The following is a 19,823-nucleotide window of genomic DNA, read 5'->3' as shown; positions in this document are numbered from 1 at the left end:
CGTTTTCTGGCCGCGGTGCTCGCCCGCCCGGTCAGGATTGCGAATTCACGAAGGCGCCGAGCGCATCGAGCAGCTCGCCCGTTCCATGCTCGCGCGTGGCTGACGTGTCATGGCCGTCGAAGAAGGCGCCCTGCTCGGTCATCACCAGCCGCGTGCCACCGTTTTCCGCGACAAATTCGATGGTCGCCAGCGACACCGAGACGCGGGTTTCGCCAAACAGCAGCTCATAGCAGTAGACGATGCGCTGGTCCGGCACGATGTCCTGATAGACCGCGTTGAAGAAATGCATCTGTCCATCGCTGGGGCAGCCGGCATTGACCTCCTTGCCGCCGACGCGGAAGTCCATTTCGTGCCGGCTTGGCGCCGGGTCATGGGGATCGACGAACCAGCGCCGCTTGGCATCCGGGTCGCTGAAGGCGGAGAAGACCTTCGCCGGCGCCACCGGATAACTCCGCTCGACGACAAAGGTGGAATGGACAACGGATCGTTGGCTCACTGAACTCTCCTTCATGTTTCGTCCTTGGTCTCGGCCAGGAAATCGCCGAGCCGATCCAGCCGGCGCTCCCAGGAGAGGCGCCGCTCGTTGATCCAGTGCTCGGCCGCTCGCAGCGCCTTCGGTTCGATCTGGCAGGTGCGTACGCGCCCGACCTTTTGCGTGCGCACGAGGCCGCTCGCCTCCAGCAGATTGAGGTGCTGGACGACCGCCGACAGCGACATCGCCAGCGGCTCGGCCAACTGGCTCACCGAGGCGGGGCCGCGAGACAGCCGGTTGACCATCTGCCGCCGCGCCGGATCGGCGAGCGCCTGGAACATCAGGTCGAGCTGCGTGGGATCGTGCAGCATCGCGGTCAGCCGTTGTTGTAGGGGAAGAACTTGAAGTAGGGCTGCGCCTCCTCGATCACCCTGGTGAAGGCGGCGCGCTGCATCAGCCGGTCGTGATAGCGCTTCACGGCGGGATAGTTGTCGCCGAACGGCTCGACCTTGTTGGCATAGAAGAGCGCCGGAGACGCCGCGCAATCGGCCATGGTGAAGGCATCGCCCACGGCCCATTCCCTCGACCGCATCTCCTGCTCGATGATGGCGTAGGAATTGCGCAACTGGCCGCGCGCCTGTTCGACGCCGAATGGATCGGTCTTGTCCAGCGGCCGCAACCTGTCGCCGACGATCTTCTGCATCGGCTCCTGCACATAGAAATCATAGAAGCGGTCGGCCTGGCGGATCGCCAACGCAAGGTCGATGTCGGCGGGCACGAGGTCGACCGGTCCCGGATAGTGCGCGGCCAGATACTCCACGACAATGGTCGATTCCAGCACCGTGCGGTCGCGTGCATCGTCGCGCAGCGCCGGCATCTTGCCGGTCGGCGAAATCTTCAGGAAGGCCGCTCGCGACCGCTCATCGCCGAGATCGACGATGACGGGCGCAAAGGGCGTGGCGTTCTCGTAGAGCGCGATCAGCGGCTTCCAGCAGAAAGAGGCCAGCGGATGGAAATGCAGCGTCAGGGACATTATTGGACTCGTCTGTTTCCGTGGCAACACTGAAGCATTCACTTAACTATTGCGGTGAGCCTCGCTCGTCAAGGCTCACCCGCAAAGTCTCACCCGGCAAGTCTCATCCGGCAGATCTCAACTGGATCGGACGTGGTCAACGATGGCCGCTTCCATCTCGGGCCAGTCATCCGCGTGCAGTTCGTGACCACCGCCCTCGACCCGAAGGAGTTTCGCGCCCGCAACAGCCTGGGCCAAGGCCTCGCCATGCTCGACCGGAAAGATCGGATCCGACGTGCCGTGGATGACCAGAAGTGGCGCCGCTATTTCGTGCAGGCGGCCCTTCCACTCGTCACTGCCCTTGAGCATGAAATGATTGGTTGCGCTAAGGAAGCCGCCGGACCTGGCATAATCCCGTTCGATGAACGCTCTCGTCGCGGCCTCGTCGAACGGATGGGCGGTGCTGGCGATCGCCCGCGCATCACTGACCATGAAGTCTATGACCTCCCGGCGGCCGGCCCAGTCGACTTTGGCGCCAGCGGCCGAATGTTCCAGATAGGCATCGGTCGTTTGTGGCAGGTGTGACGTGTCGATCCCCACGGGCGAACTGCTGATCACGGTCAGCGACGCGACGCGCAAGGGGTGCCTGAGCGCGACGCGCTGCGCGATCATGCCGCCCATCGACATGCCCGCGACATGCGCCTTGCCGACCCCGTGGCTGTCGAGAACGGCAATCGCGTCGTCGGCCATGTCGTCGAAACTATAAGGCGGCTGGCCCACCGGATATTTGGTCGACCGGCCGGTGTCGCGATTGTCATAGCGGATCACATACAGGCCAGCATTCGCCAGGTTCCGGCAGAAGGCCTCCGGCCACCAAAGCATCGAAGCCATGGCCCCCATGATCAACAGCAGCGCGGGATCCGCCGGATCGCCAAACGCTTCGGATACGATCTCGGGACGGTCTTTGCTCGTCATTTCGTGTCCTCCTCTTCTGCTTGCATTTTGCAATCGGTTGCACGATAATAAAACCGATACGATAATGCAACTGGTTTTGCGGAGAGAATCGAATGCCCCTCGATCGCCGGTCCGGCTGTCCGATCAATCTCTCACTCGAGGTGTTCGGCGACCGTTGGAGCCTGATCATCCTGCGCGACATGATTTTCGGCGGCAGGCGCCATTTTCGCGAGCTGCTCAACGGCTCGATCGAAGGCATTGCTTCCAACATCCTCGCCGACCGGCTGAAGCGGCTGATGGAGCTCGGTATGCTGACCAAGGCCGACGACCCCAGCCACAAGCAGAAGGCGATCTACAGCCTGACCGAGATGGCCATCACCCTGGTGCCCATCCTTGCTCATCTCGGCGCCTGGGGCCGCATCTGGCTGCCGACCAGCGAGGAACTCTCGATCCGCGCCGAACTGCTGGAAAAGGGCGGACCGCCAATGTGGGAGAAATTCATGGACGAGTTGCGCCATGAGCATCTCGGCACCCCCCTTGATACAGCGCCCGGCCCTTCTGTCCGCGCGACGCTGCAGGCCGCCTATCAGGCGGTGGTTGCCGCGAAGGCCCTCAACGCCAGCCCGGCCGCCTGACCAACTATTTTCCCCGTTGAAAGGCCGGCTCTGCTACAAGGGGCCAAAATCACACTTGACGGGATTGGATAGACTCTTGGTTGAGAACTCTAGGGACACTGCCCGCGCGCGTGCCGATCTGCGCTTCAAGAAGCAGGAAGAGGCGGCTACGGTTCGTCAAAAAGCCATGGCCGAATATGTCGCGGAGAGCGACGCCCGCAAGGCCAAGACCGACAAGCTGCGGGCGCTGCGGCTCGCCAAGGAAGCCGAAGATCTGGCCAACACGCCTGCCGCGCCTGCCAAGAAGCCGGCCCGCGCCAAGAAAAAGTAACGCCCCACCTCTCCGGCAATTTTCCTCACCCTCAATCGAACGATCGTGACGCCATCCGACAGGCGCGCCTTCGTCCCGCTGCTTCACAGGAAGCAATTTCAACCGAAACCGGGATTGCCTCATCAGGCCGACCGCCCATGATCGGGCTGTTCAACAGGAGATTGCCATGACCGCGCTGTCGCTCGAAAAGGCCGTCGAGATCATCGATGCCGCCTTCGCCAGGGGCGCCGATCTCAAGCTCAAGCCGCTCGGCGTCTCGGTGCTCGACGCCGGCGGACATCTGGTCGCCTTCCACCGCCAGGACGGCGCTTCGTTCCTGCGCCCACAAATGTCGGCCGGTAAGGCCTATGGCGCGCTGGCCATCGGCATGGGCTCGCGCAAGGTCGAGACCTTCGCCAAGGAGCGCCCGCATCTGGTTGCCGGCATTTCCGACGTGTCGGGGGGACGCGTGCTGCCGGTCGTCGGCGGCGTGCTGATCCGCGACAAGGCCGGTTCCGTCATCGGCGCCGTCGGCATTTCCGGCGACACGTCCGACAATGACGAGGCGGCCGCGATCGCCGGCATCGAAGCCGCCGGTTTCACCGCCGATCCGGGCTGAACCTCAGTTCAAATTGATGTCGCGACTGGCCGACCGCATCGATACCGCGAATCCCGCCAGCACGTCGAACAGCGCGATGATCGTCAGCGTGAAGAAGATGGAGTGCGCTGCACCCTTGACCAGCAGGAACTCGACCAGGAAAGCGACGAAGACCAGCGTCGACAGGAGATGATCCATGATCGAGGCGCTCGTCGTGCGCGCCGACTTCACCATCTCAAGGAACAGGAAGATGAGCCCGATCAGCACGATCAGATCGCCGAGCGTCATCGAGAACACCCCGCCCGACATCATCCTGAATGAGAAGATCTCGCTCGCCCATGGATCGTCGCCGCCGCCGAATATTCCAAGCAGGCCGAGATTGTAGAGCACGAAAGGCACGATCAAAAGCGGGACGGCACCGAACATCTGGCGTCTCCATATGGGGGCACCCTCTGTAAAAGACGCTACGGGCACGGCGTCAAGATTTTTCGTGCGTGGCCGCAAACACGGTCGAAGACCGGATGCAACAACCATGTCAGCCGGGTGCGGAGCAAAGCAGCCTGCCCGCGCGCTGGCGCCAACGCAAAAAGACCGGCCAGAGGCCGGTCTTTTGTAACTCCACCGCTCGGGGAAAGCTGGTCTCAGCTTTCCTTGGGCGTCAGCACCTGGCGACCGCGATACATGCCGGTCTTCAGGTCGATGTGGTGCGGGCGGCGCATTTCGCCGGAATTCTTGTCCTCGACATAGGTCGGGGCCTTGAGGGCGTCGGCCGAGCGGCGCATGCCGCGCTTGGACGGAGAGGTTTTGCGTTTCGGAACGGCCATGGATATGCTCCACTACATGGTCAAAAGCCCCGCCCGCCCTCGTGAAAGGGCCATGTCGGGGCCTAAATCTGAGAAAGTCGGGTGCCTATACACGCCTGACACCGTTTTGGCCAGCGCTGCGGTGAATCTTTTTTGTACCGGCTAGTCGAGACAGCCGACATAGGCGCCTGACCGGCCAGCGCGCCGTTCGATCAAATTGGCGAGCCGTCTGAGGCCGGGCCCGGGTTTTGCCGGATTGCGGGCGATCGGATTGGGCAGCGTGACGGCGAGAAGCGCCGCCTGCCGTCTGGACAACTGCTTTGCCGGAATGCCGAAATAGTGCTGGGCCGCCGCCTCGATGCCGTAGATGCCCGGCCCCCACTCGGCAATGTTGAGATAGATTTCCATGATGCGCCGTTTCGACATCACCGCGTCGAAATAGACGGCCAGCGGCAGTTCGACGACCTTGCGCACGCTGCCCAGCGGCCGCGACCAGAGGAAGAGGTTCTTCACCGTCTGCATGGTGATGGTCGAGGCGCCGCGCGTCGCCTCGCCGGCCAGCGCATCGTCGACGACGCCCCTGAGTTCGCCGAGATCGACACCGCGGTGGAAGCAGAACTGCCCGTCCTCCGACATGATGACCGAATTGGCCAGCACCGGCGCCACATCGTCGATCGAGACCCAGCGCCGGTCGTAGCCGGAGAAGGTCGCCAGATCCTTCAGCATCAGAGTCGACACCGGATGCACGAAGGACGGCAGGTAGAGAAAGGTCAGCACCACCGGGACAAGCGCCAGCACGGCGGCCACGACGATGCCGCGCCGGACCCAGCGCTTGAGACCGCGGCGGTTCACGCCTCGCGATCTCGTCGCCATGTCCAGCTTTTCGGTTTCATGATCGACGATCGGTTCCGCCAAGCCGCCCAACCCGTGCCTCTCCTTGCTCCGGCATAATGGCGCTTGCCTTCTTGCGCAACGTCTGAGTGTCGGCTACCGGTCCCGGCCATGACGAATGACGACGAAATGGCGTTCGAAATGGCGCTCATCAGACGGGCCGCGGCCGTCGAGGTGATGCTGCGTCGGTTGCTCGACGACCGTCCACTTTCGGGAGAGATCGTACGGCCCGATCGTCTGATGGCGGCGATGCGCCACGGCGTCCTGAACGGCGGCAAGCGCCTGCGCCCCTTCCTGGTCATGGAGAGTGCGGCGCTGTTTTCGGCCGATGGCGAGGCGGCGTTGCGCGTCGCGGCCGCGCTCGAATGCGTGCATTGCTATTCGCTGATCCATGACGATCTGCCGGCGATGGACGACGATGATTTGCGCCGCGGCCAGCCGACCGTGCACAAGGCCTTCGACGAGGCGACCGCGATTCTTGCCGGGGACGCGCTGCTGACGCTCGCCTTCGACATTAGCGCCGACGAGGCGACCGCTCTGCCGGCGGAGCGGCGGGCAGCCCTTGTGCTGGCGCTGGCTCGCGCCGCCGGCGCCGGCGGCATGGTCGGCGGCCAGAAGCTCGATCTCGAAGCCGAGCAGGCGCGGCCGGACGAGGCTGGCATCATAACGCTGCAGGCGATGAAGACAGGCGCACTGATCCGCTTCGCCTGCGAGGCGGGCGCAATCATCGCCGGCACACAATCGGAAGACCGCGAGCGGCTGGGCGAATTCGGTTCGGCGATCGGCCTTGCCTTCCAGCTCGCCGACGACCTGCTGGACTTGACGGCCGACGCCAGGCAGATGGGCAAGGCGACCGGCAAGGATGCCGCCGCCGGCAAGGGAACGCTGGTGGCACTGCACGGCGCGGATTGGGCACGCAAGCAGCTCGACGGTCTCGTCGGCCAGGCCCACGCGCTGCTCGAACCCTATGGCGACAAGGCGGTACTGCTCAAGGCCGCCGCGACTTTCGTGGCAACCCGCAACAGCTGACGACAGGCCCATATCGGTTGCGCATGGTCGACCGCTCGGCGTCACCGCATCGATCCGATCCGCCGCGACACGCCAGGGCATGCATTGACCTGCGGTGCGCCAACGAAATCTTAATGTAAATGAAGCGTAATCCCGACCATTAAAATAATGCGTATGTGTTGGGGTTGCGCATGCCGGAATATTCTTCCTTCATCCGGTCCGTCCGGATACGTTATCTCTCCGGATTGTTGGTTTTCGCGCTGGCTTCAGCCGCCATCATGGTTGCGCTCAACCGCGTCAATTCCTTGCGCCATGAAATCGATGCGCTGAGCAGCAATCTCGTCGTTTTTACTCGCGACCTGCGCAACGCCACCAGCTTCGCCGAGACAACCAGTTCCGCCTGGCGGGTCGAGACGCGCGATGCGCTGACAGCCTCGGCGCGCGACCATTCCGAGCGTCTGACCGGCGAGATCGAAACCCTGACCGCCCAGTTCGCCGCGATCCGACCACGTCTGTCGGCCAAGACCATCAACGAACTCTCGGCTGCCTCCGTCAACGGCGATCTGTTCTGGTCGCCGCGTGACATGGTCCGCAACTTCAACCTGATGTCGGTGGCGCAAAAGACCGACGAATGGAGTTCTCGCGAAATCCGCAACCAGAACGACCTGTTCGTTCAGCCCATGTTGGTGCGTGTCCGCACCGCGATGGACGACGAACGCCATCTGGCGGACGCCTCCAGCGACCGGCTGCTTTTGTGGGCGAGCGGCCTTTTGTTCGCCGTGCTCGCCATCGTCGCCTTCTGGATCTTCCGACCGATGGAGCAGGCGATCCGCCGCGCCTTTGCCCAGTCGGCCGAATCCTTGTTCAAGGCCGAGGCGGCCGACCGTGCCAAGTCGGAATTCCTGGCCAATATGAGCCACGAGATCCGCACGCCGATGAACGGCGTGCTCGGCATGGCCGAATTGCTGGCCAAGACCGAGCTGACCCCACGCCAGAAGACCTTCACCGACGTCATCGTCAAATCCGGCAACGCGCTGCTCACCATCATCAACGACATCCTCGATTTCTCGAAGATCAACGCCGGGCAGCTGACGCTCGACCCTGCCCCCTTCCGCCTCTCGGAGGCGGTCGAGGATGTGGCGACGCTGGTCTCCGCGCGCGTCGCCGAAAAGAACCTGGAACTGATCGTGCGTGTCGACCCCAGGCTGCCGGCCTATGTCGTCGGCGACGCCGGTCGCTTCCGGCAGATCGTCACCAATCTGGTCGGCAATGCGGTGAAATTCACCGAGAAGGGCCATGTGCTGATCGATGTCGGCGGCGAAACCGTCAACGACGTCGTCCAGCTCAAGCTGCGCGTCGAGGACACCGGCATCGGCATCCCGGCCGAGAAACTGCAGAACGTGTTCGAGAAATTCGCTCAGGTCGACGGCTCCTCGACCCGCCGTCACGAAGGCACCGGCCTCGGGCTCGCCATCGCCGCCCGTCTCGTCGACCTGATGGCCGGCAAGATCGGCGTCGAGAGCGAGATCGGCCGCGGCTCCGTCTTCTGGTTCGCCGTGCCGCTGCCCGTCCACCGCGCCGAGGCGCGCGATGCGATCGTTCCGATGGATGTCACTGGCGCGCGCGTGCTTGTCATCGACGACAATCCGGTCAACCGCGAGATCCTGCTCGAACAGCTCAGAAGCTGGAGCTTCGACTGCGCCGCCGCCGAAAGCGGCGCGGTGGGGCTCGCCTTCCTCGATCGCGCCTGCCAACTCGGCGCCAGCGTCGACTGCATCATCCTCGACTATCAGATGCCCAGCATGAACGGCGCCGATGTCGCCCGCGCCATCGCCGCCGACAGCCGGCTGTCGGCCATCCCGATCGTCATCCTGACCTCGGTCGACCAGGTCGATTTCGGCAAGATGATCATCGACTTCGGCATTGCAGCGCACCTGACCAAGCCGGCGCGCTCCGCTGTCCTGCTCGGCACGGTCATCTCGGTCATCCAGAAGGCACGCTCGCAGGGCGGCAAGGCGCAGTTCATTCGCGAACCGGTCCAGTCATCCCCCCAGCCGCCGGCACCTGCCTTCACCGTCATCCGCGGTCCGGCGCTGCCGGTTGCCGCCGCACCGGAATCGGCCGCCGCGCCGAACAGCCCGATCGACATCCTGATCGCCGAGGACAATGACGTGAACCAGATGGTGTTCGGCCAGATCCTCAACGGACTCGGCCTGAGCTACCGCATCGCCGGCAATGGCCGCACCGCGGTCGAGATGTACCGCTCGCTGCATCCGAGGCTGGTTCTGATGGACGTCTCGATGCCGGAAATGAACGGCTACGAGGCGACACGCGCCATCCGGGCGATCGAGGCTTCGTCAGGCGGCCACATCCCGATCATCGGCGTCACCGCGCATGCGCTGAAGGGCGACCGCGACAAGTGCATCGAGGCCGGCATGGACGACTATCTGCCCAAACCCGTCTCGCCCGATCGCCTCGGCGCCAAGATCGGCACCTGGTTGAGCGAAACGGTGGTGGCCAAGACCGCGTGAGAGGCATCCGGTCGGGCCGCCGGATCAGCGCGGCCGACCGACCGGGATGATTTCCGCGGAGGTGTCCGCATAGGGTTCGCCCTGCCAGCCGCCTAACCATCGCTCCACCAGCAGGCCGGCTTCATCCAGCATCCCGGCAAGATCCTCCTTCCTGGGGAAAGCGATTTTCGATTCAGCGCCCAGAACCGGTCCGCCGCCGGGCATTTCATAAAAGGTCGAATAGGTGACCACCGCGGTGGCGGCATCATAATCGGCATCATACCAAGCCCTGACGATGCCAAGGCTGGGGTGCTCCACCATCCGTTCGGAGCGCCGCAGCGTCCATTCCAGCCATGCCTCCACGGCGGGATTTCGCGTATCGAAGATGAAGCGCCCACCGGGAGCGAGATGTTCGGCGATGGTGCGCAGCACCGCGCGCTGATCCTCTTGCGTCAGGAAAACCTGGAACGCGTGACCGGTCAGCAGCACCAGATCGAACCGTCGTCCGACCCGCACCGTCCGCGCGTCGGCCATGACCCAGTCGACCTTGTCACCACCGGGCCTGTGCCGCGCGACATCGAGCATGGCCGATGCCGGATCGACGCCGGTGACGCTGCACCTCCCGGCCATTTCAGCGGCCAGCTGACCGGTGCCACAACCAAGATCGAGAACCGAACCGCCATCCCGGGCAAGACGGATGCAATAATCGAAATCGGCGCGGCCATTCTGGTTCTCGATGTCGTAGAACTGAACGAAATCGGGATCATTGTAGATCGGATCGGTCATGCCGCCGCCTATAGCCCAAATGTCTGCCATGCGCGACAGGCGCAATCCACGACATCGATGACGCTGTGGCCTTCCCTGGCACCCATAACGTTAGCCAGCGGCCTCCAGACGATAGCGGCGCATCCAGTCGAGAGTTGTCTCGTCGGCAAGTTTCGCGACACCTGGCCGCACCGCCTCGGCATCAGGCGTTTGAACGCCGAGAGCCTCGCAGATGCCGAGCAATGCCGCGGCGGGATCGGCGGAAAGGCGTTCATAGCCAATCCGCAGCGGGGTCAGGCCTTGCTCGGCAAACCAGGTGTTCCAGGCCGCGTCATAGGCTTCGAGCTCGGCAAGCTCACCTTTGATCCGCTCGAAATCATATTGGGGTTCTTGTGCCGGCCCGACCCTTTCGATCTCGGTGCCGTCAGGCGCAATGTGCCAAAGACCGGTCTGCTGTGCCTTGATCAGCGAGACAGCCTGCGCGAGCTTGTTCTCGCGCGAAAGGTGTATGTAGAGAACGCGGCCAAAGGCTCTTTCGAAACGCGCTGTGTCTGACGCAAGCCCGGGATAGACCTGGTCGAGGATCGCCGACAGCTCACCCAGGTTTTCGCGCATCAGTCGCAGGCCGAAGACATCTGTCCCGCCCTTGCCGGCGGCGATCGCGGCTTTGAGATAGGCAATATTGAATTCACGCTCGCCTATCGTATCGCGACCGGGCAGCTTCCATTCCTCGGCCCACTCGGCCACGTCCTGTCGCCGATAGAAGGAGTGAGGAGCGCCTGATCTACCGGTGGATTCCAGCAGCTTGCACAGCAAAGTGCTGCCGGTTCTCGGCGTGCCGCAGATAATGTATGCCTCGAACATCCCGTTGCCCTTGTCGTTCATCGCAGGCAGGGCGACCCCGGCCAGTCCGCCACCGCCTATAATTGAAATCGTAGCTGGATGCGACGGGCGCATTCCAATGGAGAATGCACACTGGTGTCGACTTCGAGATCGTAGCGTATCCCCTCGTGCACGCGTTCGAACTGCCAGCGCGCCAGCCCCGGCAGCCTGTCGGCTCGCAGCGCTTCGCGCGCCTCGAGCACATTGAGGGGCGCCATGACGCCGACCAGATGCAGGTCGAAGTCCGACAGCAGGTCGATATATTCCTGTATTTCGCCATTGCAGAGCACGTCATCGACAATAAGATTGTTGCCCTGCCCAGCCATGGCCGCAACGGCATGGCGCATGCCGCGCAGGGTTTTCTCGCCCACCGGCCCAGTCCTGATGACGACCGAAGGCTTGCCGTCCTGCCGAACGGTTCGTAGGCAAGGCCGTCGGCATGGTCCTGCAAGGCGTCGGGCAGCATCTCGAGAAAGCTGTCCATCTGAACATGCAGAAACGGCTCGGTGGTTATCCCCTGCAATGCCTTGGCTGTCGAAGACTTACCAGCACTGCCGACGCCGTTGAGCAGAACGATCCTGGCTCTCATGGTAAGGCCTCTTTCGGACATGAGCCGGCTACCGGTTCCGCACCACCACGCAGGCGCCGCCGACGCTTTGCAGTTTCTGGCAGATGACATTGGCGGCGGCGCGGTCGTCGATTCCGATCCTGACGGCGTAGATGCCGCGCCGGCCGATCGGCGTGCGCACCCGGCTGACCACCGGATCGTGACCGCTGAGCAATGCCGGAAAACGGCCCCGCACCCTGAGCCACTGGCTGATCGCGGCACTGCGGCGGAAATTGCCCGCCACCTGGACGCCCCATGGCTTGATGTTGATCGAGGCCATCGCCACGGTCTTCGACATAATCACCGGCAGCTTGCGGCAGGCAGTCGCGAAATCCAGCTTGGCATCGAGTGGTTCGACTTTACCGGCATAGGCCCGGTCGGTGAACTTGTCGACCGGCTCGCCCATAACGTCGAAGACATAGCTTTCCGTCTCCATCGGCAGGAAGCCGCCGGAATTCAGCCAGCGCGACACCCGGCTCTCGCCGGCGTTGTAGGCGGCGGCGGCCAGGCCAAGATTGCCATAACCGGCCTTCATCTCGGCCAGATATCGAGCCGACGCCGGGATCGCCTGGTTGATGTCGAAGGAATTTTCGAGCCCCCGCATCTTGGCGGTACCCGGCATGAACTGGGCTATGCCTTCGGCGCCGACGGGGCTCACGGCATTGGGATCGAAACGGCTTTCCTTCCAGATCAGGCGGGCCAAGAATTCCCTGGGAAGACTGTTCTGGTCGGCATTGGCCTGGATCAGGTTGCAGACCCTGTCGATCAGCCTCTGTTTGGCCGATTGCGGCGGATCGGCCTGAACAAGTGTCGACCAAACCAACCCACAGAGCAGGGTCAGCGCTACCCACGGGAAACGCTGCATCTGGCCTACTCTGCCGCGGCCTTGCCGCCCTGACCGAACCGTTGGTCAATGTAGTCGGCGACCATTTTCTCGAAATCCGCCGCGATCGACGGTCCGCGCAGCGTCGCCGCTTTCTTGCCGTCGATGAAGACCGGTGCGGTCGGCGTCTCGCCGGTGCCGGGCAGCGAAATGCCGATATCGGCATGCTTGGATTCACCCGGGCCGTTGACGATGCAGCCCATCACCGCGACCTTGAGGTTCTCGACGCCCGGATATTTCTCACGCCACACCGGCATGTTCTTGCGCAGATCCGCCTGGATGTTCTGCGCCAGTTCCTGGAACACGGTGGAGGTGGTGCGGCCGCAGCCGGGGCAAGCGGCGACGATCGGCACGAACTGCCGGAAGCCCATCGTCTGCAGCAACTCCTGCGACACCTGCACCTCGCGGGTGCGGTCGCCATTGGGCTCCGGCGTCAGCGAGATGCGAATGGTATCGCCGATGCCTTGCTGCAGGAGGATGCCCATGGCGGCGGAAGAAGCGACGATGCCTTTCGAGCCCATGCCGGCTTCGGTGAGGCCGAGATGCAGCGCATGGTTGGAGCGGGTGGCGAGTTCGGTATAGACGGCGATCAGGTCCTGCACGCCGCTGACCTTGGCCGAGAGGATGATTTTTTCACGGCCCAGGCCGATCTCTTCGGCCATCTCCGCCGACAGGATCGCCGACTGCACGATCGCCTCGCGCGTCACCTCCTGCGCCGTCAGCGGAAAACCCTTGTCCTGATTGTCGTCCATCAGCCGCGTCAACAATTCCTGGTCGAGCGAACCCCAATTGACGCCGATGCGCACCGGCTTGTCATGTTTGATCGCCATTTCGACGATGTCGGTGAACTGCCGGTCTTTCTTGTCCTTGAAGCCGACATTGCCGGGGTTGATGCGGTACTTGGCCAGCGCCTCGGCGCAGGCCGGATGATCGGCCAGCAGCTTGTGGCCGATATAGTGGAAATCGCCGACCAGCGGCACGTTGATACCGAGCCGCTGCAGCCGCTCATGGATGCGCGGAACCGCGGCGGCACTCTCGTCGCGGTCGACGGTGATGCGCACGATCTCCGAGCCGGCGCGGTGCAGCGCCGCCACCTGTGCGACCGTCTGGTCGACATCGGCGGTGTCGGTATTGGTCATCGATTGCACGACGACCGGCGCGCCGCCGCCGACGACCACGCCGCCGACATCGACGCCGACCGAAGTGCGGCGGGGGAAAGGAAAGGAAAAATACCCGGTCATGCCGGCAGCCTTTGTGTCTCTGGAGCGCTATGCGTCTCTCTGAAGCCCGTGCGTCCGCCTGGACGCACAAGCCGGGTCCGATGCGCTGAAGTCCGGCATGAGGTGGAGGAGCAAAGATGGCTTGTCAATGGCGACAGGTCGCCACTGGCCGCAATTGGCGCCGGTCGGACCCTGAAACGGCGCACGACCCGGCGGTGGCCGGGCATATCGGCCCTGACAAATATTAGTTTCGGCTTTGTGGGAATCGCTGAAATTAAAGCCACTGCACCGGCGGCTGGCGCCGCCGGCAACGAAGACCGCCAAGTGGTGAGCGGCTATATCAGGTGAGGATCAATGCGTGGTTGGTTGCGCCCTCAGTTTCTCAATCGCATCCTTGAGTGCCAGCTTGCGTCGCTTGAGATTCACGATTTCGAGGTCGTCCACCGACGGGTGGTTCATCGCGTCATCGATTTCGCGTTCGATGTCGCCGTGTTTCCGCTGCAACTCATCAAGATGGGATGCAAGAGACATGATTGGTTCTCCCTTTCATGGTTTCCTCGATTGCAGCCGTCAAAGGCACGTCCACCGCAGGTCGTATCTGTGACGGCACAATGACAGTGTGCCACCATCGGACAGCGATGTCGAATGCTGCGTGGTAGCATTCCACGACAATGTGAAATGTGATAAGGGCTGCAAGCCGGTGGCAGAAATTGCCGCCCCCGCCCAATCAGGCCCAGTTTTGGGCGCCGCAGACGTGCAGACGGTAGAGAATGTCCGATCAGGAACAGGCCGATACTCGCCTCGAATTTTCCCGGCTGAAGCAGGAACACGCCGATTTCGATGCCGCGATCAACGCGATGATCGCCACGAACTGCGACCCGCTGCAGATCCAGCGCATGAAAAAGAAGAAGCTGGCCCTCAAGGACCGGCTGATGAAGCTGGAAGACAGGATCATTCCAGATATCATCGCCTGAGCCCGATCTGGCCCGTCGCCATTCGGGCTCAATACCCTTCCGTCTTGAGCAACTCGATCCGGCTCGACCCGCCGTCATCATCGGCATATTCACGTGCAACGATCATGTCCGCGACCGCCATTAGCAAGGATCTTCCGGTCGTCTTGCGCCGGCCGGATTGAACGCTGGCGGACTGGCAACCCCAAAGGCACGGACGATCACGCGACTGTGAACAGCCGATTTGGGCGCGGCGGGAATAAACCGGCGCTGCGACAAGTCTCCTGTACAGGCGCCACTTCCGGCGTTGAGGAGTTCGGCATGCCCTGTCATTGCGAGCACAGCGATCATGGCAGCGGCATAGGCCGTGACCGTGCGCTGGCGAGCAGGATCGGCAGCCTCTTCTCCGTGACGCTTGACACTGGTGACGCGGATGAATTCACTTTCAGCAAGGCAGGCGCCTTTGCCTGCTTCGGGGGACTTTGTCCCCATGGGCAAGGCAAGGTCGCCATCGCCTCGTGAGACGGCACGGCCAATCCTTTCCGGAGTGCCGGATCATGGTGCTATTTTGAACGAAAAGGCTTTGGCAGAGCGCTTCAACGAGGTGGTGCTGCCGCATCTCGGCGACGCGCTGGCGCTGGCCCGCTGGCTGACCGGCAATGCCACCGATGCCGAGGACGTCGTGCAGGATGCCTGCATCAAGGCCCATGCCGGCATGCCAGGCTATGCCGGCGGCAATGCGCGGGCCTGGCTGCTTACCATCGTGCGCAACACCTCCTACAGCTGGATGGCGCGCCACCGGCCGCGCGGCATGATGGCCGTTGGCGATCTCGGCGATCTCGACGACATCGCGGCCGCCCATGGCACCAGCCTGCCGGACGAAGACGGCCCCGAGGCGAGCCTGATCGCCAGGGCCGATACGGCCGCCGTCGAGGCTGCGATCGCTGCCCTGCCGCACCCGTTTCGCGAAACTCTGGTGCTGCGCGACATCAACGGCCTCAGCTATCGCGAGATAGCGGCCATGCTCGACGTGCCGATGGGTACGGTGATGTCCAGGCTTGCCCGCGCCCGCGGCCTGCTGGCCTCTGAACTGGGGAGAGCGCCATGACCGGCCATGACGACGGACTGCCCAATGACCCCGAAGGTATCGGACTGATGATCCACGCCCTTGTCGATGGAGAACTCGATGCGGCGGCCGCCCTTGCGGTGGAGCGTCGCATCGCCGCCGACCCCCGGCTTGCCGCCGAGCATGCCCGCATCCTTGCCTTGCGCGGCGCGGTCAGCCGCTTGCCGCGCCCGGACGTCGGCGACGCCTTTCTGGCCCGCATCGCGGCAATCGGCGCGCCGGCCACGCAGGCGCGGGACGAGGAGCCGCAGCGGGGCACGCCGTCGGCGCTGCCGGGATTGATCGCGGGTGCCGGCCCGGGCCAGAGACGGGAAGCGGGGGCGCGTCCTTCGCAGGTGCGGCCTTCGCCAAGGACGCGCCGCTTCGGCTCGTTCGACTGGCGCGCCATGGCCGCGTCGATCATGATCAGCGCCGTGCTGGCCAGCGGCGCGACGCAATGGGTGATGCAGAGCGGCGTGGACGATGGCTTTGCCGCGGCCGTCGCCAGCGGCCATCGCCGCAGCCTGCTTGCCGCGAGCCCGATCGACATCGTTTCCTCCGACCGCCATACGGTCAAGCCTTGGCTCGACGCCAGGATCGGCGTCTCGCCGCCGGCACCCGATCTCGCACAGGACGGCTTCGCGCTGATCGGCGGCCGGGTCGAGGTGATCTCGGGCCGGCCGGTACCGGCGCTGGTCTACCGCCATCGCGAGCACCTGATCACCCTGGTCGCCGAGCCGCGGCAGGGCGGCAAGGCCACCCAGCCCGATGACGTTTCCTCCGGTGGCTTCTCGATGGTGCACTGGAGCGACGGCGCCTTCTCCTACTGGGCGATTTCGGACATGGAGCGGCCCGAGCTCGACGACTTCGTCGCCCGCTTCCGCAAGGCGGCGGTATGAGCTGGATGCGGCCGCCGGCATCTCGCCGATGGCCTGAAATCCTTGCGGCCCCGCGCGAATTCCGCTAAGGCGCGCCTTTGTCGCCGGGGAGCAAAGGCTTGAACGATCAACGCGCCGACGTCGCCATCATCATGGGCAGTCAATCCGACTGGGCGACCATGCGCCAGGCAGCGGAGACGCTTGAGGCGCTTGGTGTCCCCCACAGACGGCTGATCATTTCGGCGCACCGCACGCCCGACCGGCTCTATGAGTTCGCCAAGGGCGCCAAGGCGGCCGGCTACAAGGTGATCATCGCCGGCGCCGGCGGCGCCGCCCATCTGCCCGGCATGACGGCGGCGATGACGCCGCTGCCGGTGTTCGGCGTGCCGGTGGAATCGAAAGCGCTGTCGGGCCAGGATTCGCTGCTGTCGATCGTCCAGATGCCGGCCGGCATTCCTGTCGGCACCCTCGCCATCGGCAAGGCCGGCGCGGCCAATGCCGCGCTGTTGGCGGCGGCCGTGCTGGCGCTTAATGACGACAAGCTGGCCCAGCGGCTCGACGCCTGGCGCGCTTCGCAGACCGCCAAGGTCGCCGCCGAACCGACGGACACGCCGTGAGCCTGCCCGCCGGATCGACGATCGGCATCATTGGCGGCGGCCAGCTCGGCCGCATGCTGGCGATGGCGGCCGCCCGCCTCGGCTACCGCACTATCGTGCTGGAGCCGCAGCAGGATTGCCCGGCCGCCCAGGTGGCCAACCGGCAGATTACGGCCGCCTATGACGATCCGGCAGCACTTGCCGAACTGGCGGCGGCCAGCGCCGTCGTCACCTACGAGTTCGAGAACGTGCCGGTGACCGCGGCAACCGCGCTCGCCGCCAAAGTGCAGGTCTATCCGCCAGCGCGTGCGCTCGACGTGGCGCAGGACCGGGTGAGCGAAAAGACATTCCTCAACAGCATCGGCATCGCCACCGCCGATTTCCGACCGGTCGACACGGACGACGAGTTGACAACGGCGCTCAAGGCCTTCAGCGGCAGCGGCATCCTGAAGACGCGGCGCATGGGCTATGACGGCAAGGGCCAGCGCGTCTTCCGCAACATGGAAGCCGGCGGCTTCGCCGGGACCTGCGAGGCGATGGGCAGCGTGCCGCTGATCCTGGAGAGCTTGGTGCCGTTCGAGCGCGAGATTTCCGTCATCGCCGCGCGCGGGATCGATGGCGCGGTCGCTGCTTACGATCCGGCCCAGAATGTGCACCGCGACGGCATTCTGCACACCTCGACCTTGCCGGCCGCTGTCGCGCCCGCGACCGCGCGCGCCGCGAAGGACGCGGCGACGAAAATCCTGTCCGCGCTCGACTATGTCGGCGTCATCGGTGTCGAGTTCTTCGTGCTGGCTGACGGTTCGCTGCTGGCCAACGAGATCGCGCCCCGCGTCCATAATTCCGGCCACTGGACGGAAGCCGCCTGCGTCGTTTCGCAGTTCGAGCAACATATCCGCGCCATTGTCGGCCTGCCGCTCGGCAGCCCCGACCGCCATTCCGACTGCGTGATGGAGAACCTGATCGGCGACGATGTGCTGCGCGTACCGGCCCTGCTCGCCGAGCCCAACCTGATGCTGCATCTCTACGGCAAGGCCGAGGCGCGGCCCGGCCGCAAGATGGGCCATTTCACCCGCATCGGCTCGCGCACTTAATTCGCGAACACCTATTGCACCTCGTCGCTGTCCTCGCCGGGACTGGCGCAACTCACATCGCCTTCCTCGCAATTGGCCGAGGCGGCGAGCTGCTTGATGCGATCATTGGTCAACCTGGTCAGGCATTGCGACACCGCCATCGCATGGATGGAACCGCCCTGGCTGGCGGCGGCGGTATGGGCGCATTCGGCGTCGCGGAAGGCGATCCAGGCCCGTTGCGCCGCCTGCAGCAATCTCTTGGCATCGGCGTCATCGGAGCCGATCAGGTCCTGATAGTCCTTGTTGAGCCTCGCGTCGGCGGCCTGATAGTCCTCGCCGGCACAGATGTTCATCATTTGCTGGCTGTCGTCGGAGCGGTCGCATTCCTGCGCGCGTGCAGCCGCCCCTGCCGCCAGGACGGCGAGACCGGCGAACAGGAAGATTCGGCGCATCTTTGTCCCCAAATCAGTTGATGGTCGCGGCATCATCCCAGCCCGCCCATGGCCACGCAATGCCACGCGGCCGACTTGGCGGATATTTGATGATATAGGGGGCGCGGAGCACGCTTGCCGCTGACTCACGGTTGACATGGGCAAGGCTCCTCGTTTATGAGCCACCCACCGTTCAAAAGGCGCGTCTTCTGGCGCGCCTTAAAATTTCGACCCGGAACCGGGTCCACACCGACAGGCAAGACCATGAAGATCAAGAATTCGCTCAAGGCGTTGAAGGCGCGTCACCGCGACAACCAGCTGGTTCGCCGCAAGGGCCGCGTCTACATCATCAACAAGACCGCCCCGCGCTACAAGGCGCGCCAGGGTTGAGTTTTCGGCCGGAGGCTTTTCTCGCCTCCGCCCATTGATGCTTGTCGGCCAACCGAACTTCTCACGCTAAAATCACTTTGATGTTCCGCCGCCCGGGATTAAACTCGGGCGATGTGGATTCTTTTTACGTTTTTGACGACCTTTGTTATTTCCGGCGTCGTTTCCCTGCCGACGCGGGCCAATGACCAGCCGATCGCGGCGGCGGTGCCGGATGGTCAGCCGGCCCCCTCCGATGCCCAGCCCGCGGCGCCGGACGCCCCAGCCCCGCCGATGACCAAACAGGCACGGCTCGACAAGCTTTTCTCCGACCTGAAGCGCGAACGCAACGAAAAGGCCGCCGAGCGCATTGCCGGCAGCATCTGGACCGAATGGTTCCGGTCCGGCAGCGCCTCGATCGACCTGATGATGCAGTGGTCGCAAAAGGCGATGAACGATCAGAAGTTCGATGTCGCGCTCGATTTCCTGGACCAGGTGGTGACCTTGCAGCCAAGCTACGCCGAAGGCTGGAACCGCCGCGCCACCGTGCATTTCATGATGAAGAACTACGGCAAGTCGATGGCCGATATCGACCGCACGCTGCAGCTCGAGCCACGCCATTTCGGCGCGCTGTCGGGCTTGGCCCAGATCATGGCGGAGACCGGTCACAAGCAATCGGCGCTCGAGGCCTGGCAGAAGGTGCTCGCCATCTATCCGATGATGCGCAGCGCCCAGAACCAGGTCGCAACCCTGTCGGAAGAGCTTGCCGGCGAAGGAATCTGATTCTTCTAACGGAGTAAGGGAATAGGGAAGTAGGCAAAGAAATCGGCGGTGCAGACTGCGCTGGGGAACATATCCCCTACTCCCCTACTCCCCTACTCCCCTACTCCCCTAC

General features: G+C 63.9%; 27 protein-coding genes and 1 pseudogene. 13 read left to right on the top strand and 15 right to left on the bottom strand.

Annotated elements, in window-relative coordinates:
* Positions 1–31: 31 nt before the first annotated feature.
* The 4 genes from FJ948_RS21555 to FJ948_RS21540 form a co-directional block, all read right to left on the bottom strand.
* Positions 32–496 carry an SRPBCC family protein gene (locus FJ948_RS21555; RefSeq protein ID WP_140707960.1) on the bottom strand — a complete coding sequence of 155 codons (465 nt, stop codon included), beginning with the start codon at positions 494–496 and terminating at the stop codon, positions 32–34.
* 11 nt (positions 497–507) lie between these two features.
* Positions 508–843, bottom strand: a complete 336-nt coding sequence (locus FJ948_RS21550; RefSeq protein WP_140707958.1) for a metalloregulator ArsR/SmtB family transcription factor — start codon at positions 841–843, stop codon at positions 508–510.
* Between the two features lie 5 nt (positions 844–848).
* The gene (locus FJ948_RS21545; RefSeq protein ID WP_140707956.1) at positions 849–1,505 is read right to left on the bottom strand and encodes a glutathione S-transferase family protein; all 657 of its coding nucleotides are present in this window, start codon (positions 1,503–1,505) and stop codon (positions 849–851) included.
* A 117-nt stretch (positions 1,506–1,622) separates the two neighbouring features.
* The gene (locus FJ948_RS21540; protein ID WP_140707954.1) at positions 1,623–2,459 is read right to left on the bottom strand and encodes an alpha/beta hydrolase; all 837 of its coding nucleotides are present in this window, start codon (positions 2,457–2,459) and stop codon (positions 1,623–1,625) included.
* Between the two features lie 92 nt (positions 2,460–2,551).
* Here FJ948_RS21540 and FJ948_RS21535 point away from each other — a divergent pair, with 92 nt between their 5' ends.
* The 3 genes from FJ948_RS21535 to FJ948_RS21525 all read left to right on the top strand — a co-directional run bounded on the left by FJ948_RS21535 (position 2,552) and on the right by FJ948_RS21525 (position 3,981).
* Positions 2,552–3,073, top strand: a complete 522-nt coding sequence (locus FJ948_RS21535; RefSeq protein ID WP_140707952.1) for a helix-turn-helix domain-containing protein — start codon at positions 2,552–2,554, stop codon at positions 3,071–3,073.
* A gap of 76 nt (positions 3,074–3,149) precedes the next feature.
* Positions 3,150–3,383: a hypothetical protein gene (locus FJ948_RS21530; RefSeq protein ID WP_135863133.1), complete on the top strand. Its 234-nt coding sequence runs from the start codon at positions 3,150–3,152 to the stop codon at positions 3,381–3,383.
* A 166-nt stretch (positions 3,384–3,549) separates the two neighbouring features.
* On the top strand, positions 3,550–3,981 hold the full coding sequence (locus FJ948_RS21525) for a heme-binding protein (protein WP_140707950.1): 432 nt from the start codon (positions 3,550–3,552) through the stop codon (positions 3,979–3,981).
* Between the two features lie 3 nt (positions 3,982–3,984).
* On the opposite strand, the gene FJ948_RS21520 is transcribed toward FJ948_RS21525, so the two are convergent.
* From FJ948_RS21520 to FJ948_RS21510, 3 genes are all read right to left on the bottom strand, one after another.
* On the bottom strand, positions 3,985–4,386 hold the full coding sequence (locus tag FJ948_RS21520) for a hypothetical protein (RefSeq protein ID WP_140707948.1): 402 nt from the start codon (positions 4,384–4,386) through the stop codon (positions 3,985–3,987).
* A 215-nt stretch (positions 4,387–4,601) separates the two neighbouring features.
* Positions 4,602–4,784: a 50S ribosomal protein L32 gene (rpmF, locus tag FJ948_RS21515; protein WP_008834724.1), complete on the bottom strand. Its 183-nt coding sequence runs from the start codon at positions 4,782–4,784 to the stop codon at positions 4,602–4,604.
* 141 nt (positions 4,785–4,925) lie between these two features.
* Positions 4,926–5,687 (bottom strand): transglycosylase domain-containing protein, encoded by a 762-nt coding sequence (locus tag FJ948_RS21510; RefSeq protein ID WP_140707946.1) that lies wholly within the window; start codon positions 5,685–5,687, stop codon positions 4,926–4,928.
* 78 nt (positions 5,688–5,765) lie between these two features.
* Here FJ948_RS21510 and FJ948_RS21505 point away from each other — a divergent pair, with 78 nt between their 5' ends.
* Positions 5,766–6,683: a polyprenyl synthetase family protein gene (locus FJ948_RS21505; RefSeq protein WP_140707944.1), complete on the top strand. Its 918-nt coding sequence runs from the start codon at positions 5,766–5,768 to the stop codon at positions 6,681–6,683.
* Positions 6,684–6,853: 170 nt separating this feature from the next.
* Complete coding sequence (locus FJ948_RS21500) at positions 6,854–9,193, top strand: response regulator (protein WP_140707942.1); 2,340 nt, start codon at positions 6,854–6,856, stop codon at positions 9,191–9,193.
* 24 nt (positions 9,194–9,217) lie between these two features.
* Here FJ948_RS21500 and FJ948_RS21495 read toward each other — a convergent pair whose 3' ends face one another.
* The 7 genes and pseudogenes from FJ948_RS21495 to FJ948_RS21470 form a co-directional block, all read right to left on the bottom strand.
* Positions 9,218–9,958, bottom strand: a complete 741-nt coding sequence (locus tag FJ948_RS21495) for a class I SAM-dependent methyltransferase (protein ID WP_140707941.1) — start codon at positions 9,956–9,958, stop codon at positions 9,218–9,220.
* A gap of 90 nt (positions 9,959–10,048) precedes the next feature.
* On the bottom strand, positions 10,049–10,822 hold the full coding sequence (locus tag FJ948_RS21490; protein WP_140707939.1) for a Stf0 family sulfotransferase: 774 nt from the start codon (positions 10,820–10,822) through the stop codon (positions 10,049–10,051).
* A gap of 35 nt (positions 10,823–10,857) precedes the next feature.
* Complete coding sequence (locus FJ948_RS30935) at positions 10,858–11,190, bottom strand: hypothetical protein (RefSeq protein WP_281405370.1); 333 nt, start codon at positions 11,188–11,190, stop codon at positions 10,858–10,860.
* A 98-nt stretch (positions 11,191–11,288) separates the two neighbouring features.
* Positions 11,289–11,408 (bottom strand): annotated as a pseudogene (locus FJ948_RS30930) (chloramphenicol phosphotransferase); the annotation flags it as partial.
* Positions 11,409–11,436: 28 nt separating this feature from the next.
* On the bottom strand, positions 11,437–12,291 hold the full coding sequence (locus FJ948_RS21480) for a lytic transglycosylase domain-containing protein (protein WP_140707937.1): 855 nt from the start codon (positions 12,289–12,291) through the stop codon (positions 11,437–11,439).
* A gap of 5 nt (positions 12,292–12,296) precedes the next feature.
* Entirely contained in the window at positions 12,297–13,550 is a 1,254-nt protein-coding gene (gene ispG, locus FJ948_RS21475) for a flavodoxin-dependent (E)-4-hydroxy-3-methylbut-2-enyl-diphosphate synthase (protein ID WP_140707935.1), read from the bottom strand.
* 330 nt (positions 13,551–13,880) lie between these two features.
* Positions 13,881–14,060, bottom strand: coding sequence for a YdcH family protein (locus FJ948_RS21470; protein WP_127278461.1), 180 nt, complete (start codon positions 14,058–14,060; stop codon positions 13,881–13,883).
* 239 nt (positions 14,061–14,299) lie between these two features.
* Here FJ948_RS21470 and FJ948_RS21465 point away from each other — a divergent pair, with 239 nt between their 5' ends.
* From FJ948_RS21465 to FJ948_RS21440, 6 genes are all read left to right on the top strand, one after another.
* Positions 14,300–14,503 carry a YdcH family protein gene (locus FJ948_RS21465; protein WP_140707933.1) on the top strand — a complete coding sequence of 68 codons (204 nt, stop codon included), beginning with the start codon at positions 14,300–14,302 and terminating at the stop codon, positions 14,501–14,503.
* Positions 14,504–14,800: 297 nt separating this feature from the next.
* Positions 14,801–15,001 (top strand): hypothetical protein, encoded by a 201-nt coding sequence (locus FJ948_RS21460; RefSeq protein WP_140707931.1) that lies wholly within the window; start codon positions 14,801–14,803, stop codon positions 14,999–15,001.
* 46 nt (positions 15,002–15,047) lie between these two features.
* Positions 15,048–15,587 (top strand): sigma-70 family RNA polymerase sigma factor, encoded by a 540-nt coding sequence (locus tag FJ948_RS21455; RefSeq protein ID WP_140707929.1) that lies wholly within the window; start codon positions 15,048–15,050, stop codon positions 15,585–15,587.
* Complete coding sequence (locus FJ948_RS21450) at positions 15,584–16,483, top strand: anti-sigma factor (protein ID WP_140707927.1); 900 nt, start codon at positions 15,584–15,586, stop codon at positions 16,481–16,483. Before FJ948_RS21455 ends, FJ948_RS21450 begins: the two co-directional genes overlap by 4 nt.
* Positions 16,484–16,581: 98 nt before the next feature.
* Entirely contained in the window at positions 16,582–17,079 is a 498-nt protein-coding gene (gene purE / locus FJ948_RS21445; RefSeq protein WP_140707925.1) for a 5-(carboxyamino)imidazole ribonucleotide mutase, read from the top strand.
* Entirely contained in the window at positions 17,076–18,152 is a 1,077-nt protein-coding gene (locus FJ948_RS21440) for a 5-(carboxyamino)imidazole ribonucleotide synthase (protein WP_140707923.1), read from the top strand. The genes purE and FJ948_RS21440 overlap by 4 nt, the downstream gene beginning before the upstream one ends.
* Positions 18,153–18,163: 11 nt before the next feature.
* On the opposite strand, the gene FJ948_RS21435 is transcribed toward FJ948_RS21440, so the two are convergent.
* Entirely contained in the window at positions 18,164–18,583 is a 420-nt protein-coding gene (locus tag FJ948_RS21435) for a lysozyme inhibitor LprI family protein (protein WP_140707921.1), read from the bottom strand.
* 243 nt (positions 18,584–18,826) lie between these two features.
* On the opposite strand from FJ948_RS21435, the gene ykgO reads away from it, so the two are divergent.
* Together ykgO and FJ948_RS21425 are read left to right on the top strand one after the other, a co-directional pair.
* The gene (gene ykgO, locus FJ948_RS21430; protein ID WP_006327841.1) at positions 18,827–18,952 is read left to right on the top strand and encodes a type B 50S ribosomal protein L36; all 126 of its coding nucleotides are present in this window, start codon (positions 18,827–18,829) and stop codon (positions 18,950–18,952) included.
* 111 nt (positions 18,953–19,063) lie between these two features.
* Positions 19,064–19,711, top strand: coding sequence for a hypothetical protein (locus FJ948_RS21425; RefSeq protein ID WP_140707919.1), 648 nt, complete (start codon positions 19,064–19,066; stop codon positions 19,709–19,711).
* The last annotated feature ends 112 nt before the right edge of the window (positions 19,712–19,823 follow it).

This window comes from Mesorhizobium sp. B2-3-12, assembly GCF_006442205.1.
In the GTDB taxonomy this organism is placed as follows: Bacteria; Pseudomonadota; Alphaproteobacteria; order Rhizobiales; family Rhizobiaceae; genus Mesorhizobium.
Note: the sequence above shows the minus strand (reverse complement) of the source record. Positions and strands in the feature narration are given on the sequence as shown.